Below are 14940 nucleotides of genomic sequence, written 5' to 3'. Positions count from 1 at the left end.
CCACGGAAGTGGCGCGCAAGTTAACAGCTCATGCGCCCCACGTCACCCACCGGCAGCGTATGGCCACCTGTGGTGGCCCTGTAGAGCCGAGCCCATGCTCGGCTATCGCGCGCAGCGCGGGTTCTCTGCGATCGCCACGAAGAGCAGCCGAGCATGGGCTCGGCTCTACAGCAGGGTTTACGGCGAAGGCTTCGCCAGCGCCTTGGCCTTCGCGTACAGCGCTTTGGCAATCTCTGCATCGCCCAGCGCGGCATGGCACTCGGCCAGGCTGTCCCAGACGTTGGCCGATTGCGGATACAGCTCGGTGTTGAGCGTGAACACCTTCAATGCCCTGCGTGCACCCAGGCTCTCGCGGATGGCATAGCCATCGGCATTGATCGCACGCTCCAGTTCATCGGTCGCAATGCCGCTGCTGTCACGCAACCACGTGCGCAGGGCCGGTGCAGCGCCTGCATCATCATCCAGCGCATAGGCAATCAAGCGTTCGGACAACACCGCATGCGGAAACTCCTCCGATGCGGCCACCGCCATCGTGCTTTCCACCAACGTGCTCGACCACACATTGCGCGCACTGCCGCTGGTCAGATACACGAACACCCAGTAGCCGCTGGCCAGCGTGCCCTTGTAGGCCAGCCGCGCACGCACGCGGGTACCGCCATCATGGCCGACCTGGGTGTAGCCGTCGCTGCGCGTGGTGTCCCAGCCGGTGGAGAAGAAATTTCTGCCGCCGCCGCTCAGCGTCTGTGGCTGCCAGAGCTTTTCCAGCGTGGCTGTACGCAGCAGCTTGCCGGTCGCCAGTGCCTGCAGGAAGCGGTTCATGTCGCCCACGGTGGTCTGCAGGTCGGCATGGCCCCAACCGTATCTCGGCCACGGGTCTTCATTGGCGGGCTGCAGTTGGCCGTCCTTGCCGATGTAAGGAACTGCCGCACGCTGCGTCGGCACGCTGGCCACGCCCCAGGAGGTGCTGGTCATCTTCAGCGGCTGCAGGATGCGTTCGCGCGCGATGGCCGGGTAGGGCTTGCGATAGTGCGCTTCCAGCAGAGCCGTCAGCACCAGGTAGTTGGCCTGGGTGTACTGCACGCGGTTGCCGGTGGCGAACCGCATCGGCGCGGCCGCGGCGACCTTCAGCGCTGCCGCAAGATCCGGCGCGACGCCACTGTAGCCCTTGCTGATCCAACGGTTGTCGACCCGGTCGTAGTACTCGCCGATGCCCGAACTGTGGTTGAGGAAGTCGCGCACCGGGATCGTCCGCCAGGCGGCCGGCAGGTCCGGTACATAACGGCTGGCCGGTGCATCCAGATCCACCTTGCCTTGATCCACCAACTGCATCACCAGCGTGCTGGTCAGCAGCTTGGCCATCGACTGCGCAGTGAAAATGGAATCGACGGTGGCCGGCGCGTGGGTGGCTGGGTCACGCTCGCCGCTGGCGCCCTGGTACAGCACTTGTCGGTTGTGCCCGACCAGCACCGCTTGCCCGGCAATGCCGTAGCGCTCGCGGTTGGCCTGCAGTTGGGTGTCGAGCTGTGGAGAGAGGTTATCGGGAGCACTGCGCGCCGAAACGGGCTGGGTGGCCATCAGGAAGCAGTAAAGTGCAACGGCAAGAGCGCGATGCATCGCAGTGATCGGTCAGCGGTGATGGCGCATATTGGCATGTAGAGCCGAGCCCATGCTCGGCTGACTTCCGGTCAGGCGTCGTGACCCTGGAAGCAGTGAGCCGAGCATGGCTCGGCTCTACAGGTGCCTTACGGTAGTGCCGGCCGTTGGCCGGCACTCCTGGATCAGCCGAGAATCCCCGGCAGATCCAGCCCCTTTTCCTTCGCGCATTCAATGGCGATCTCATAGCCCGCATCGGCATGGCGCATCACGCCGGTGGCCGGGTCGTTCCACAGCACGCGCGCAATCCGCTTCGCCGCTGCTTCAGTGCCGTCGCAGACGATCACCATGCCGGCGTGCTGCGAGAAGCCCATGCCGACGCCGCCACCGTGGTGCAATGAGACCCAGGTCGCGCCGCTGGCGGTGTTGAGCAGGGCGTTCAGCAACGGCCAGTCGGAGACTGCATCGGAGCCGTCGGCCATCGCTTCAGTCTCGCGGTTCGGCGAGGCCACACTGCCGCTGTCCAGGTGATCACGGCCGATCACCACCGGCGCCTTCAGTTCACCGTTGGCGACCATCTCGTTGAACGCCAGGCCCAGACGATCGCGGTCGCCCAGACCCACCCAGCAGATGCGCGCGGGCAGGCCCTGGAACTTGATCTTCTCGGCGGCCATGTCCAGCCAGCGATGCAGGTGCGGGTTGTCCGGAATCAGCTCCTTCACCTTGGCATCGGTCTTGGCGATGTCTTCCGGGTCGCCACTCAGCGCCGCCCAGCGGAACGGGCCGATGCCACGGCAGAACAGCGGGCGGATGTAGGCCGGCACGAAACCGGGGAAGTCGAAGGCATTGGCCACGCCTTCTTCCAGCGCCATCTGCCGCAGGTTGTTGCCGTAATCCACGGTCGGCACGCCCAGCGCGTGGAAGCCGAGCATGGCGCGGATGTGGTTGGCCATCGAGGCACGCGCGGCCTTTTCCACGTCCTTCGGTGCGGAAACGCGCTTCTCGTCCCACTGCTCGACCGTCCAGCCCTGCGGCAGGTAGCCGTTCACCGGATCGTGCGCCGAGGTCTGGTCGGTCAGCAGGTCCGGCTTGATGCCGCGTTCCAGCAGCTCGGCCAGCACGTCAGCCACGTTGCCCAGCAGGCCCACCGACTTCGGGGTGCCGGACTTGCACGACTCGTCGATCAGGCGCAGCGCTTCATCCAGGTTGTCAGTCCAGGTGTCCAGGTAGCCGGTGCGCAGGCGCATGTCGATGCTGCTCTTGCGGCACTCGACGGCCAGGCAGGAAGCGCCGGCCATCACCGCGGCCAGCGGCTGTGCGCCGCCCATGCCACCGAGGCCACCGGTGAACAGCCACTTGCCGGTCAGGTCGCCACCGAAATGCTGGCGCCCCATCTCCACGAAGGTCTCGTAGGTGCCCTGCACGATGCCCTGCGCGCCGATGTAGATCCAGCTGCCGGCGGTCATCTGGCCGTACATGGCCAGGCCCTTCTTGTCCAGCTCGTTGAAGTGGCCCCAGTTGGCCCAGCGCGGTACCAGGTTGGAATTGGCGATCAGCACGCGCGGTGCATCGGCATGGGTGCGAAACACGCCCACCGGCTTGCCCGACTGCACCAGCAGGGTCTGGTCGTCGTCCAGGCGCTTGAGCGTTTCGACGATCGCATCGAAGCTCTCCCAGTCACGCGCGGCGCGGCCGATGCCGCCGTACACCACCAGTTCCTGCGGCCGCTCGGCCACATCCGGGTGCAGGTTGTTCATCAGCATGCGCAGCGGCGCTTCGGTCAGCCAGCTCTTGGCGTTCAGCGTGGTGCCGGTCGGCGCGGCGATGGTGCGGGACGGGTCGTTGCGGGTCATGCGGCGCTCCGGTTCGTAGCGAATTCAAGGCAGGCATTGAGCACCTGCGCCAGGGTGTGGCGCAGCGGTGCGGCGTGGTCGGGGTCGAGCGGGGTGGGCCAGCTGTGCTCGTCCACTTGGTCGGGCAGTGGCTCGTGCATGTAGCCGCGGCAGGCCAGCTCCATCTGCAGGCTGTGCACACCACCGGCGACGTTGCTGTAGTGGCGGGTGATCCAGCCACCCTTGAAGCGGCCGTTGCGCACGTGGCTCATGCCACTGATTTTCAGCAGGTTTTCCACCACGTCGCTCAGGGCGTTGTCGCAGGACGTGTCCGGTGCGCCGGACGGACCAGCAGTGCCCAGGTTGAACTGCGGCAGCTCGCCGTCGAACAGGTGCGGGATATGCGAGCGGATCGAGTGCGCGTCGTACACCACCACGGTGCCGTGGCGTGCACGCAGACGGGTGATCTGCGCGGCAAGCGCATCGTGGTAGGGCAGGAAATACGTGTCGCGGCGGCGGGCGATCTCGGCGTCATCCGGTTCGCGCCCGGCGTGGTACAGCGGCTGGTTGTCGAAGGTGGTCAGCGGGCACAGGCCGGTGGTGTTCTGGCCCGGATACAGCGAGACCCCGCTGGGGTCACGGTTGAGGTCGATCACCGAACGCGAGATCGCCGAACGCACCGTGGTCGCGCCCATGCCGCGCACGAAGTCGTACAGCTCGTGCACCCACCAGTCGGCGTCGCGGCGCGCCAGCCACGGCGAGTGGTAGTCGCCGATCAGGTCGTGCGGCAGCTCGCTGCCGGTATGCGGGAAGCTGACGATCAACGGGGCATCGCCTTCGTGCACCGTCAGCCATTCGGGATGGGTCTTCATGCCTGTGGTTCCACAGTCGGCAACAGATCGGCAAGGCCCTGCGCCAGCGCACCGCTGCGCACCAGGTTCGTGGCGGTCACCATGTCCGGGTGGAAGTAGCGGTCCTCTTCCAGCGTCGGTACCTGTGCACGCAGGGTGGCACGCACGTTCTCCAGCGCGGCGCTGGAGCGCAGCGGGGCGTGGAAGTCGCAACCCTGCGCGGCGGCCAGCAGCTCGATGCCGATCACATTGGCGGCGTTCTCGGCCATCTGCATCAGGCGGCGTGCGCCGTGCGCGGCCATCGACACGTGGTCTTCCTGGTTGGCCGAGGTTGGGATCGAATCGACGCTGGCCGGGTAGGCGCGCTGCTTGTTTTCCGAAACCAGCGCCGCAGCGGTCACCTGCGGAATCATGAAGCCGGAATTCAGGCCCGGGCGCGGGGTCAGGAACGCCGGCAGGCCGGACAGCGCCGGGTCCACCAGCATCGCCAGGCGGCGCTCGCTGATCGAGCCGATCTCGCACACCGCCATCGCCAGCATGTCGGCGGCGAAGGCTACCGGCTCGGCGTGGAAGTTGCCGCCGGACAGCGCTTCGCCGGTATCGGTGAACACCAGCGGATTGTCGGACACGCCGTTGGCTTCGATTTCCAGCGTGGTCGCGGCCTGGCGCAGGATATCCAGCGCCGCGCCCATCACCTGCGGCTGGCAGCGCAGGCAGTACGGGTCCTGCACGCGCACGTCGTTGTCGCGGTGCGATTCGCGGATGCCTGAGCCCTGCATCAGCGTGCGGAGCGTGGCGGCGGTGGCGATCTGCCCGCGCTGGCCACGGATGGCATGGATGCGTGGATCGAACGGCGTGTCCGAACCCTTGGCCGCTTCCACCGACAACGCGCCGGTGACCAGTGCCGCCTGGAACACGGTTTCGATGTCGAACAGGCCGGCCAGCGCATAGGCGGTGGAGAACTGGGTGCCGTTGAGCAGCGCCAGGCCTTCCTTCGCGCCCAGTTCGATCGGCTGCAGCCCGGCACGCGCCAGTGCGTCGGTTGCGGGCAGGCGTTCGTCACCAATGCAGGCTTCGCCCACGCCCAGCATCACGCTGGCCAGGTGCGAAAGCGGTGCCAGATCGCCGGAAGCACCCACCGAGCCCTGCGCCGGCACCACCGGCAGCACGCCCTTGACCAGCATCGCTTCCAGCAGCAGCAGCGTTTCCTCGCGGATGCCCGACGCACCCTGCGCCAGGCTGACCAGCTTCAGTGCCATCATCAGCCGCACCACACTGGCCGGCATCGGCTCGCCCACGCCGGCGGCGTGCGAGAGCACGATATTGCGCTGCAGGGTGGCCAGGTCCTCGCGCTCGATGCGCACGCTGGCCAGCTTGCCGAAGCCGGTGTTGATGCCATACACCGGCGCGCCCTTGGCGACGATGGCGGCCACCGCCGCAGCGCTGGCGCGCACCACCGGCAGCGCGGCCGGGTCCAGCGCAAGCGGCACGCCGCGATAGACCTGCCGCCACTGGGCGAGAGTGACATGGCCGGGGCGAAGAACCAGGGTGTTGCTCATGTGTTGCTCCAGGAGGCAGGCAGGTCGGGCTGCCCGCGCACCACGCGCGCGTGCAGCGGGTTGAATCCCATGCGATAGACCAGATCGGCGGGGGCGTCGATGTCCCAGATCGCCAGGTCGCAGTCCATGCCGACGGCGAGGCGGCCGATGCGCTCGCCATGGCCCAGCGCGCGCGCCGCTTCACGGGTGAAGCCGGCGATGCACTCGTCCACGGTCAGGCGGAACAGGGTGGCGCCCATGTTCATCGCCAGCAGCGGGCTGGTCAGCGGCGAAGTGCCCGGGTTGCTGTCGGTAGCCAGTGCCAGCGGCACCCCGGCCGCGCGCAATGCGGCCACCGGCGGCAGGGTGGTATCGCGGGTGAAATAGAAGGCGCCCGGCAGCAGCACGGCGACGGTGCCGGCAGCGGCCATCGCGGCAATGCCGGCGTCGTCCAGATGTTCGATATGGTCGGCCGACAGCGCGCCGAAACCGGCGGCCAGTTCGGCGCCGTGCTGGTTGCTCAGCTGCTCGGCATGGATCTTCACCGCCAGCCCGTGCGCACGCGCCGCTTCGAAGACCTGCCGTGCCTGCGCGGGCGAAAAGGCGATGTTCTCGCAGAACACGTCCACCGCTTCGGCCAGGCCTTCGGCAGCGATGGCCGGAATCATCACGCTGCACACCTCGTCGGTGTACTCCTGTGCCTCGCGGCCCGGCGGGATTGCGTGCGCGCCGAGAAAGGTGGTCACCACGTTGACCCGGCATTCCTGGCCCAGTGCACGTGCGACCTGCAGCTGCTTGCGCTCGTCGTCCAGGGTCAGGCCGTAGCCGGACTTGATTTCGATCGTGGTCACGCCTTCGGCGCGCATCGCCAGCAGGCGTGGCCGGCTCTCGCTGGCCAGCTGCCCGGACGTGGCAGCGCGGGTGGCGCGCACGGTGGAGACGATGCCGCCGCCGGCACGGGCGATGTCGGCATAGCTGACGCCCTGCAGGCGTTGCTCGAATTCGTTGGCGCGGTTACCGGCGTACACCAGGTGGGTGTGGCAGTCGATCAGGCCCGGCGACATCCAGCGGCCTTCGCCGTCGATGCGGGTGGTTGGCTGCAGATGGGCATCGCTGCCGGCGGCCCCGACGTGGACGATGCGGCCGTCGGCGCAGGCCAGTACGCCGTCGCGGATGACACCCAACCCCTCGCCATCAAGGGTGATCAGGTGGACGTTGGACCAGAGGGTATCGACGTGCATGGCATCCACAACGCGGCTGTGCTTATATGTCTATACAATATAGGCGTCCATTTCGGGTTGTCCAGCCATGTCCGATTCGCGTTCCCAGCTCAGTTTCCATGCCACCCACGCCTTGCTGGCCCAGGGCTGGGCCAGCGATGTTCGGCTGCAGGTCCAGGACGGCCGCATCACAGCGATCAGCATGGGGCAGGGCGCGCAGGACGGTGACACCCGCGTCGGCATCCTGGTGCCGGGCCTGCCCAACCTGCACAGCCACGCGTTCCAGCGCGGCATGGCCGGCCTGACCGAGATCGGCGGTGGCGACGGTGACAGCTTCTGGAGCTGGCGCGAACTGATGTACCGCTTCCTGGCCCATCTACGCCCGGACGCGGTGCAGGCCATCGCCGCCCAGGCCTACATGGAAATGCTGGAAAGCGGCTTCACCCGCGTCGGCGAGTTCCACTACCTGCACCACGATGCCGACGGCCGCGCCTATGCCAATCGCGCCGAGATGAGCGCACGGATTGCCGCCGCCGCCGACCAGGCCGGTATCGGCCTGACCCTGCTGCCGGTGTTCTATGCGCACGCTGATTTTGGTGGCGCACCGCCGAATCCGGCGCAGCGGCGCCTGATCCACGATGTGGAGGGCTTCGCCCAGCTGCTGGACGCGGCGAAGCCGTCGTTGGCCGTGTTGCCCGACGCGGTACTCGGCATTGCCCCGCACAGCCTGCGCGCGGTCACCGGCGCAGAACTGAGCGCGCTGCTGCCGCTGACCGACGGCCCGGTGCATATCCATATCGCCGAGCAGGTGCGCGAGGTGGAGGCCTGCCTGGCGTGGAGTGGCCAGCGCCCGGTGCAGTGGCTGTACGACCACGCGCCGGTGGATGACCGCTGGTGCCTGGTGCATGCCACCCACATCACTGACGACGAACGTGCGGCCATCGTGGCCAGCCGCGCCGTGGCCGGCCTGTGCCCGATCACCGAAGCCAATCTGGGTGACGGCCTGTTCCCGATGCAGGCCTTCGCGCGCGAGGGCGGGCGCTTCGGCGTCGGTTCCGATTCCAACGTGTTGATCGATGCCGCCGAAGAACTGCGCCTGCTCGAATACGGCCAGCGGCTGACCGTGCGCGGGCGCAACGTGCTGGCCCCGGATGCCACCCGTAGTACCGGTCGTTTCCTGTTTGAAGGCGCACTGCACGGAGGTGCGCAGGCCCTGGGCGTAGCCGCTGGCCTGCAGGTCGGTGCCAGTGCCGACCTGGTCGAGCTGGACGCCACGCATCCGGCGCTGCAGGCGCGACAGGATGACGCATGGCTTGACAGCTGGGTGTTCGCCGCACGTAATGGCGCGCTGCGATCGGTCTGGCGCCATGGCCGCCAGTGCGTGGCCGACGGCCGCCACCTGCAGCGCGAGGCGATCACCACCGCCTTCGCCACCGCCCTGAAGGGCGTGCTGGGCTGATCGCCTCCCGCCACAGAGACCCCATTACGTGAAGGCCAGCAAGTCCGCCACGCTCAACCAGCGTATCCGCAGCGACCTGGAAAGCCGCATCCTCAGCGGAGAATGGGCGCCGGGCTTTCGTATTCCGTACGAGCACGAGCTGATGGAACAGTACGGCTGCTCGCGGATGACGGTGAACAAGGTGCTGACCGCACTGGCCGAGAGCGGCATGATCGAGCGCCGCCGCCGCGCGGGTTCGTTCGTGGCGCGGCAGCCGCCACACCTGGAGCAGGTGGCGCTGGAAATTCCGGACATTGCGATGGAAGTCGGCTCGCGCGGCCATCAGTACGGCTACCGCCTGCTGCAGCGCGAGCTGCGTCTGGCTGAAGTGGGCAATGCCGGCGAGGTGGAGCTGGCCGGCGAGCAGGAGCTGCTGGCGATGCGCTGCCTGCACCTGGCCGATGGCCGCCCGCTGGCACTGGAGCATCGTCTGATCAGCCCCGTCGGCGTGCCCGAGGTGCTGGACATTGATTTCAGCACCACCGCGCCGGGCAGCTGGCTGCTGCAGAACGTGTCGTGGACCCGCGCCCAGCACCGCATCAGCGCCTGGGGCGCAGACACCGCCTCGGCCAAGCTGCTGGAGGTGAAGCCGGGCACCGCCTGCCTGGTGATCGAGCGCCTGACCTGGCGCGGTGAACAGCCGATCACCCGCGTGCGGCAGGTGTTCCTGGGGGACGCCTGGGACCTGGTGGCGCGCTTTGCGCCGGGCGCGCGATAGGGATTCCATCCACGCATGGCGTGGATCAACCACGGGGTTCGCGCATCGGGATTCAGTAGATCCACGTCGTGCGCGGATGCTGCCCCGATCAGTATGTGGCGCACTGCCGCCAGCGCACCGGCTCGTTCACGCCGGGGCGGGCATTGAGCTGGATGCGCACGTTGCGCAGGGACGGGTAGCGCAGTACTTCCTCGCAGACCTGGGGCCACACCGCTTCCAGTTCGCCGGTGCGATTGATCGCCAGGGTCTGGCGGGTCAGCCAGACACCACTGGCAATGCCGGGTTTGCCAGCCAGCGCGCGGGCCAGGTCCGACTGGAAGCGCTCCAGCGTGGTTGCATCCGGATCGGGGTTGTTGCGCGCGTCGGTCGCTGGGGCGACGGCAGCCACGGGTGCAGGGACGGCCGGGAGCACTGCCGCGACGTGAGCGGGTTTGGCCGCGGGCGCGGGCGAAGGCGTCGCCATCTCCGGTGCTGCGGCAACGGGCGCGGCATCTTCCACATGCAGGCCCTGCAGGCCGAGGCCCACCAGCAGGCCCAGCGTCACTGAGCCCAGGGCGGCGATGGCGATGCGGCGCTGCGCCTCGTGCCGGGCGCTGCTGCGCACGCGGGCCTCGATATCGCCCGGCAGATAGGGCTGCAGCAGCGGCCACAGACGCGGTCCATCGAGAACTTCAACCGCCTGCTTCTCGGCAGCGCTGAGGCCGTCACGCTCCATCCGGCCTTCGGTCAGCAGCACGCCGCCCTTGGCGCCGGCCAGACGCGCCGCGGCCCCCAGCTCGTTCACTGCCGCAGTGCCGATGCGATAGGCCAGGCCGTGCTTGCACGACACCAGCCACTGGTTGGGGCCATCGCTGAGCAGGAAGTCGCTGCTCGGTTCGCGTGACTCTTCGGACGGGTCGTTCAGTTCACGCAGGCCGCGCTGTTCGCGCAGCATGCGTTTGATCAGCACGGAGAACTCGCGCCAGTGCATGCCGGCCAGTGCCTGCAGGCCCAGTTGCATCTCCTTCTGTCGCCGCTTGATCCACCAGAGATAGACAACGGCCAGGGAACAGGTAAGCAGGGCCGACAGCAGGGCCAGGATCCAGGGGAGCATGCAGGAGGTGCGCGGAAGGGGCGAATGCGGAAGACGACAGTGTAAAGGCCGCACTGTCCCGCTGGGTCAGGGCGTTCCTGACAGGAAGCGTGATGGAACGCCCAGATCGGCATACCGCGGGCACGAAAAACCCGCCAATCCTGAAGCCGTGAGGGGAGGGAACAAACGGCAGCCGAAGCGATTGGCGGGTTGCTCGCGATTCTCAATCAAAATTTATTGCATTGCAACAATCTGCGTTCAGGGCACGCTGCCGGGCGACTGATGGCTGCCCGGCGCGGGGGCATCGGTGCCCGAGGCGGCACGGTTTTCCAGCTTGGCCAGACGGGCATGCAGCGCATCGATGCGGGCTTCCAGCGCGGTCACTTCATCGGCAGTGGGCACGTGCAGGCGCTTGAGCACGCCCTGCACCTGGTCATCGAAGGCTTTTTCGACCTTGTTCCAGGTACCGGAGGCCTTTTCGCGGGCCTCATCCAGCGAGGTTTCCACGTTGTCGCGCCACCCCGGGCCCTGTTCGCTGTTGCGTTCACGGCGGCGGGCCTCCCAGGCTTCGCCTTCTTTCACCAGGCCATCAAAGAATCGGCTGCCTTCGGCCTGGGCCCGGCCCAAGGCCCCCAGGCCGGCCAGCCAGACCTGCTGGGCCGAGTCACTGAGCTTGCGCGAGAAGCGCTCGGCCTGGTCACCGAACGAGGCGTCGTCGTTGCGGCGGTCATCGTTTTCGTACTGGTTCATCGCACTTCCCGTGGGAGTTGGGTCCGGCCCGAGAGTAGCGCGCGTTGGCGTTGCACGGCCGTGACGGCCGCCGCCGGGGTTCAGCCCAGCTTTTCCTTCAGCACGCGCTGGATCTCGCCTTCGACCATGCCTTTCATCGCCGACAGCAGGAAGCCCAGCTTGGCGGTCACGCGCACGGCGCCTGGCTGCAGTTCGATCGCGCCATCCACGCCGCTGCCGGAGAAGTTCAGTACGTCGGCGGTCCAGGACGACTTCAGGCCGAAGCGCTCGGACAGCTTGGCGGCAACCTGTTCGATCGCGGCGCGTGCCTGTGCGTCGGGCAGGGCGTGGGCGTGGCGGACATCGATGGTGGACATGCGGGCTCCTGGCGCAGGGCGGGGATGATCTATGAGGGCGAGCATTGTGCGCATCGAGGGCCGTCGCGCCAAGCACTCATCGCAGGTTCTTCTTCGTTGGCGGCCAACCTGCTAGGCTGCGCCGCGTGCAGAACCTGCTTGTTCACTTCAGTCAACAACAACAGCCCGACCAGCCGCTGCGGCCCGGGGTGCAACGCATCGTGCGCCAGGCCAACGGCAGTGTGCGGCTCGGCGACGCAGGCCACGGCGCCCTGCTGCTGGCGCAGTTCTGCATGGACGATCGCGGTCTGTGGCTGCAGGTCGGCAACGGTATCCGTGGCATCCACGTGAATGGTCGCCCGGTGCGCCGCATGGCCCTGCTGCGTGCGGGCGATGCGGTGTATGTGGACGGCGTGGAAATGGTCCTGCAGGGTGAGGTGGAAAGCCTGCTGCAGGCGCCCGCACCGAAGAACGACGACGGCAACGATGAGCAGCAGCGTCTGCTGCGTGGTGTCGGCGGCCTGCATCATGGCCGCAGTTTCACCCTGTCGCGCGCCCGCTTGGTCGGTCGCGGCAATGAGGCCGACATCGCCATTGACGATCCGGCCTTCGCCGAACAGCACGCCCGCGTGGAAGTGCACGGTGATCGTGTGCTGCTGCGCGACCTCGGCAGTGCCGACGGCACCCGGGTCAACGGCGTGGCCGTGCGCCACTGCTGGCTGCAGGCCGGCGACCAGGTGGTGTTCGATGGCCAGCACCGGTTTGTGCTGGAAGTGCCGCACGACCCGCGCCGGCGGCCGCTGCCGGCCGAGGATGAGTCCAGCCAGGACGCGGAACAGGCGCCGGCGCTGCCGGTGACACCGCGCAGGGTCCGGCGCTGGCCGTGGCTGCTGGTCAGTGCGCTGCTGCTGGCCGCGCTGCTCAGTCTGCTGCTCTGGTTCGGCGCGCGCTGACCCCGCATCCGCCGGGTCCACTCTGGTGGGTGCCGACCTTGGTCGGCACGCTCCTCCGCTTGGCATGACGCCTGACGGCGACCAAGGTCGGCGGCTACCAGTGCGATGCTGCGGGCCAATGGATTCCAATGAAACCAAATTTCCCTTGCGCCACAAGGCCGCAAGGCTGGTGCACTGCGGCATACTAGGGCTCTTGCCCCACAGGTGTGACATGACGCGCGCGTTCAACTTCAGTGCCGGCCCTGCAACCTTGCCGGAATCGGTCCTGCGCCAGGCGCAGGCGGAAATGCTGGACTGGCACGGTTCCGGTGCCTCCATTGTGGAAATGAGCCATCGCGGCGCGGAATTCATGTCTGTGGCTGCCGAGGCGGAAGCCGATCTGCGGCGCCTGCTCGACATCCCCGACGACTATGCGGTGCTGTTCCTGTCCGGTGGTGCGACCACCCAGCAGGCGTTGATCCCGCTCAACTTCGCTGCCCCCGGCCAACGTGCCGACTACGTGGTCAGTGGCCACTGGGGCAAGACCGCGGTCAAGCAGGCCGGGGTCTACGTGGACGTCAACATCGCCGCCAGCAGCGAGGCCGATGGCTACCGCACGCTGCCGCCGCGCTTGGACTGGCAGCTTTCGGCCGATGCGGCTTACGTGCACATCACCGCCAACGAGACCATCCACGGCGTCGAGTTCCGTGATGTGCCCGACACCGGCAACGTCCCGCTGATTGCCGATTTCAGCTCGTCCATCGCCAGCGAGCCGCTGGACGTGCGCCGCTACGGCGTGATCTATGCCGGCGCGCAGAAGAACCTCGGCCCGGTCGGCATCGCGGTGATGATCATCCGCCGCGACCTGCTCGAGCGCAGTGCCCAGCCGCGCGCGGACATCTTCGATTACCGCTCGCACGTCGCCCGCGATTCAATGCTCAACACCCCGCCGACCTGGAACTGGTACCTGGCCGGCCTGGTGTTCAAGTGGATGCTGGCCGAAGGCGGCGTGACCGAGTTCGCCAAGCGCAACGCCGCCAAGGCCGCACTGGTGTACGGCGCCATCGACGGCTCCGGCGGCTTCTACCGCAATGAGGTCGCACATGCGGCCCGTTCGCGGATGAACATCCCGTTCTTCCTGCCCGATGCCGAACTTGACGCGCGCTTCGTTGCCGAAGCCAAGGCCGCAGGCCTGCTCGCGCTGAAGGGCCACAAGGTGGTCGGGGGCATCCGGGCCTCGCTGTACAACGCCATGCCGCTGGCCGGGGCCGAGGCGCTGGTCGCCTTCATGGCCGATTTCCAGCAGCGTCACGGTTGAGCAATGAACGGCGCGCACCGTCGGGTGCGTGCCCCGCAACAGGGAATTCCGATGGCAAGCAGCAAATCCAGCAAGAAGGCGCCGAAGAAGGCCGAACCGGCCAGGGACAGCGCGCCCACCAAGGCGAAGGGCAAGGCCAAGGCCGCGTCGAACCCGGCGCCCACCCTGGCGCCGCTGGCGCTGGCCGATGTGCGCTCGAAGATCGACCAGATCGACCGTGACATCCAGAACCTGATCGCCGAGCGCGCGCGTTTCGCACACCAGGTCGGCAAGGCCAAGGGCAAGCTGGCCGCTGCTGTCGACTACTACCGCCCCGAGCGCGAAGCACAGGTGCTGCGCATGGTGGTCGATCGCAATGAGGGCCCGCTCAGCGACGAGCTGCTGGTGCACGTCTACCGCGAGATCATGTCGGCCTGCCTGGCCCAGCAGGAGCCGCTGAAGATCGGTTACCTCGGCCCGGAAGGCACCTTCAGCCAGCAGGCCGTGCTCAAGCACTTCGGCCGCTCGGCACTGGGCCTGCCGATGGCCAGCATCGAGGAAGTGTTCCAGGAAGTGGAAGCGGGCAATGCCGATTTCGGCGTGGTGCCGGTGGAGAATTCCGGGCAGGGGACCATCCAGATCACCCTGGACATGTTCCTGACCTCCAACCTGAAGATCTGCGGTGAAGTGGAACTGCGCGTGCAGCAATACCTGATGTCGCGCAGCGGCCGCATCGAGGATATCGAGCGCATCTATGCGCACCCGCAGTCGTTCATGCAGACCTCGGCATGGCTGCGTGCCAACCTGCCGAAGGCCGAGAAGATTCCGGTGTCGAGCAACGCCGAAGGCGCGCGCCGTGCCCGCAATGCCGACGACGCGGCGGCCATCGGTGGCGAGAGCGCCGGCCATGTGTACGGCCTGAAGAAGGTCGTTACCAAGCCGATCCAGAATGATGCCGACAACACCACCCGTTTCCTGGTGGTGGGCCGCAACATCTTCCCGACCTCGGGCCATGACCGCACCTCGGTGCTGGTGTTCATCCATGACAAGCCCGGTGCGCTGTTCGACGTGCTCAGCCCGTTCGCCCGCCACGGCATCAGCATGAACCGCATCGAGTCGCGCCCGTCGCACCACGGCAAGTGGGAATACGGCTTCTTCATCGACCTGGCTGGCCACATCGACGACGCGCCGATGCAGGCTGCCCTGGCCGAACTGGAAGCGCACTCTGCGCAGATCAAGGTGCTCGGCTCCTACCCGGTGGCCGTGCCCTGACTGCTGCTTCGGCGGCAACAGCCGCCGCTCCC

13 protein-coding genes are annotated in these 14940 nt (G+C 67.5%); 5 read left to right on the top strand and 8 right to left on the bottom strand.

Going from position 1 to position 14940, the window contains the following annotated elements:
* Positions 1-177: 177 nt before the first annotated feature.
* The 5 genes from QP512_RS12775 to hutI form a co-directional block, all read right to left on the bottom strand.
* Positions 178-1614, bottom strand: coding sequence for a serine hydrolase domain-containing protein (locus QP512_RS12775; RefSeq protein WP_286068947.1), 1437 nt, complete (start codon positions 1612-1614; stop codon positions 178-180).
* A 164-nt stretch (positions 1615-1778) separates the two neighbouring features.
* Positions 1779-3446, bottom strand: a complete 1668-nt coding sequence (gene hutU, locus QP512_RS12770; RefSeq protein WP_286068945.1) for a urocanate hydratase — start codon at positions 3444-3446, stop codon at positions 1779-1781.
* On the bottom strand, positions 3443-4297 hold the full coding sequence (gene hutG, locus QP512_RS12765) for an N-formylglutamate deformylase (protein WP_286068944.1): 855 nt from the start codon (positions 4295-4297) through the stop codon (positions 3443-3445). The genes hutU and hutG overlap by 4 nt, the downstream gene beginning before the upstream one ends.
* Complete coding sequence (hutH, locus tag QP512_RS12760; RefSeq protein ID WP_286068942.1) at positions 4294-5835, bottom strand: histidine ammonia-lyase; 1542 nt, start codon at positions 5833-5835, stop codon at positions 4294-4296. The genes hutG and hutH overlap by 4 nt, the downstream gene beginning before the upstream one ends.
* The gene (hutI, locus tag QP512_RS12755) at positions 5832-7055 is read right to left on the bottom strand and encodes an imidazolonepropionase (RefSeq protein WP_286068940.1); all 1224 of its coding nucleotides are present in this window, start codon (positions 7053-7055) and stop codon (positions 5832-5834) included. The genes hutH and hutI overlap by 4 nt, the downstream gene beginning before the upstream one ends.
* A gap of 67 nt (positions 7056-7122) precedes the next feature.
* On the opposite strand from hutI, the gene QP512_RS12750 reads away from it, so the two are divergent.
* A complete protein-coding gene (locus QP512_RS12750) occupies positions 7123-8493 on the top strand; it encodes a formimidoylglutamate deiminase (RefSeq protein WP_286068938.1) in 1371 nt (456 codons plus the stop codon).
* Between the two features lie 28 nt (positions 8494-8521).
* Complete coding sequence (gene hutC / locus QP512_RS12745; RefSeq protein ID WP_286068936.1) at positions 8522-9250, top strand: histidine utilization repressor; 729 nt, start codon at positions 8522-8524, stop codon at positions 9248-9250.
* Positions 9251-9338: 88 nt separating this feature from the next.
* On the opposite strand, the gene QP512_RS12740 is transcribed toward hutC, so the two are convergent.
* The 3 genes from QP512_RS12740 to QP512_RS12730 form a co-directional block, all read right to left on the bottom strand.
* Entirely contained in the window at positions 9339-10343 is a 1005-nt protein-coding gene (locus QP512_RS12740) for a restriction endonuclease (RefSeq protein WP_286068935.1), read from the bottom strand.
* Positions 10344-10580: 237 nt separating this feature from the next.
* Positions 10581-11072, bottom strand: coding sequence for a phasin family protein (locus QP512_RS12735; protein ID WP_286068933.1), 492 nt, complete (start codon positions 11070-11072; stop codon positions 10581-10583).
* An 80-nt stretch (positions 11073-11152) separates the two neighbouring features.
* The gene (locus QP512_RS12730; RefSeq protein WP_005417302.1) at positions 11153-11428 is read right to left on the bottom strand and encodes a polyhydroxyalkanoic acid system family protein; all 276 of its coding nucleotides are present in this window, start codon (positions 11426-11428) and stop codon (positions 11153-11155) included.
* 125 nt (positions 11429-11553) lie between these two features.
* Here QP512_RS12730 and QP512_RS12725 point away from each other — a divergent pair, with 125 nt between their 5' ends.
* The 3 genes from QP512_RS12725 (at position 11554) to pheA (ending at position 14908) form a co-directional block, all read left to right on the top strand.
* Complete coding sequence (locus tag QP512_RS12725) at positions 11554-12360, top strand: FHA domain-containing protein (RefSeq protein WP_286068932.1); 807 nt, start codon at positions 11554-11556, stop codon at positions 12358-12360.
* Positions 12361-12571: 211 nt separating this feature from the next.
* Complete coding sequence (serC, locus tag QP512_RS12720; protein ID WP_286068931.1) at positions 12572-13657, top strand: 3-phosphoserine/phosphohydroxythreonine transaminase; 1086 nt, start codon at positions 12572-12574, stop codon at positions 13655-13657.
* Positions 13658-13702: 45 nt separating this feature from the next.
* Positions 13703-14908 carry a prephenate dehydratase gene (pheA, locus tag QP512_RS12715; RefSeq protein ID WP_286072044.1) on the top strand — a complete coding sequence of 402 codons (1206 nt, stop codon included), beginning with the start codon at positions 13703-13705 and terminating at the stop codon, positions 14906-14908.
* The last annotated feature ends 32 nt before the right edge of the window (positions 14909-14940 follow it).

Origin of the sequence: Stenotrophomonas sp. 57 (genome assembly GCF_030291075.1) — a bacterium.
GTDB lineage: Bacteria > Pseudomonadota > Gammaproteobacteria > Xanthomonadales > Xanthomonadaceae > Stenotrophomonas.
This window is presented reverse-complemented; position numbering and strand designations above follow the sequence as displayed.

Bases quoted from the DNA above. Each gene is read 5' to 3' on its own strand.
- QP512_RS12775 (WP_286068947.1), bottom strand. From the start codon at position 1,614: ATGCATCGCGCTCTTGCCGTTGCACTTTACTGCTTCCTGATGGCCACC.
- hutU (WP_286068945.1), bottom strand. From the start codon at position 3,446: ATGACCCGCAACGACCCGTCCCGCACCATCGCCGCGCCGACCGGCACC.
- hutG (WP_286068944.1), bottom strand. From the start codon at position 4,297: ATGAAGACCCATCCCGAATGGCTGACGGTGCACGAAGGCGATGCCCCG.
- hutH (WP_286068942.1), bottom strand. From the start codon at position 5,835: ATGAGCAACACCCTGGTTCTTCGCCCCGGCCATGTCACTCTCGCCCAG.
- hutI (WP_286068940.1), bottom strand. From the start codon at position 7,055: ATGCACGTCGATACCCTCTGGTCCAACGTCCACCTGATCACCCTTGAT.
- QP512_RS12750 (WP_286068938.1), top strand. From the start codon at position 7,123: ATGTCCGATTCGCGTTCCCAGCTCAGTTTCCATGCCACCCACGCCTTG.
- QP512_RS12740 (WP_286068935.1), bottom strand. From the start codon at position 10,343: ATGCTCCCCTGGATCCTGGCCCTGCTGTCGGCCCTGCTTACCTGTTCC.
- QP512_RS12735 (WP_286068933.1), bottom strand. From the start codon at position 11,072: ATGAACCAGTACGAAAACGATGACCGCCGCAACGACGACGCCTCGTTC.
- QP512_RS12730 (WP_005417302.1), bottom strand. From the start codon at position 11,428: ATGTCCACCATCGATGTCCGCCACGCCCACGCCCTGCCCGACGCACAG.
- serC (WP_286068931.1), top strand. From the start codon at position 12,572: ATGACGCGCGCGTTCAACTTCAGTGCCGGCCCTGCAACCTTGCCGGAA.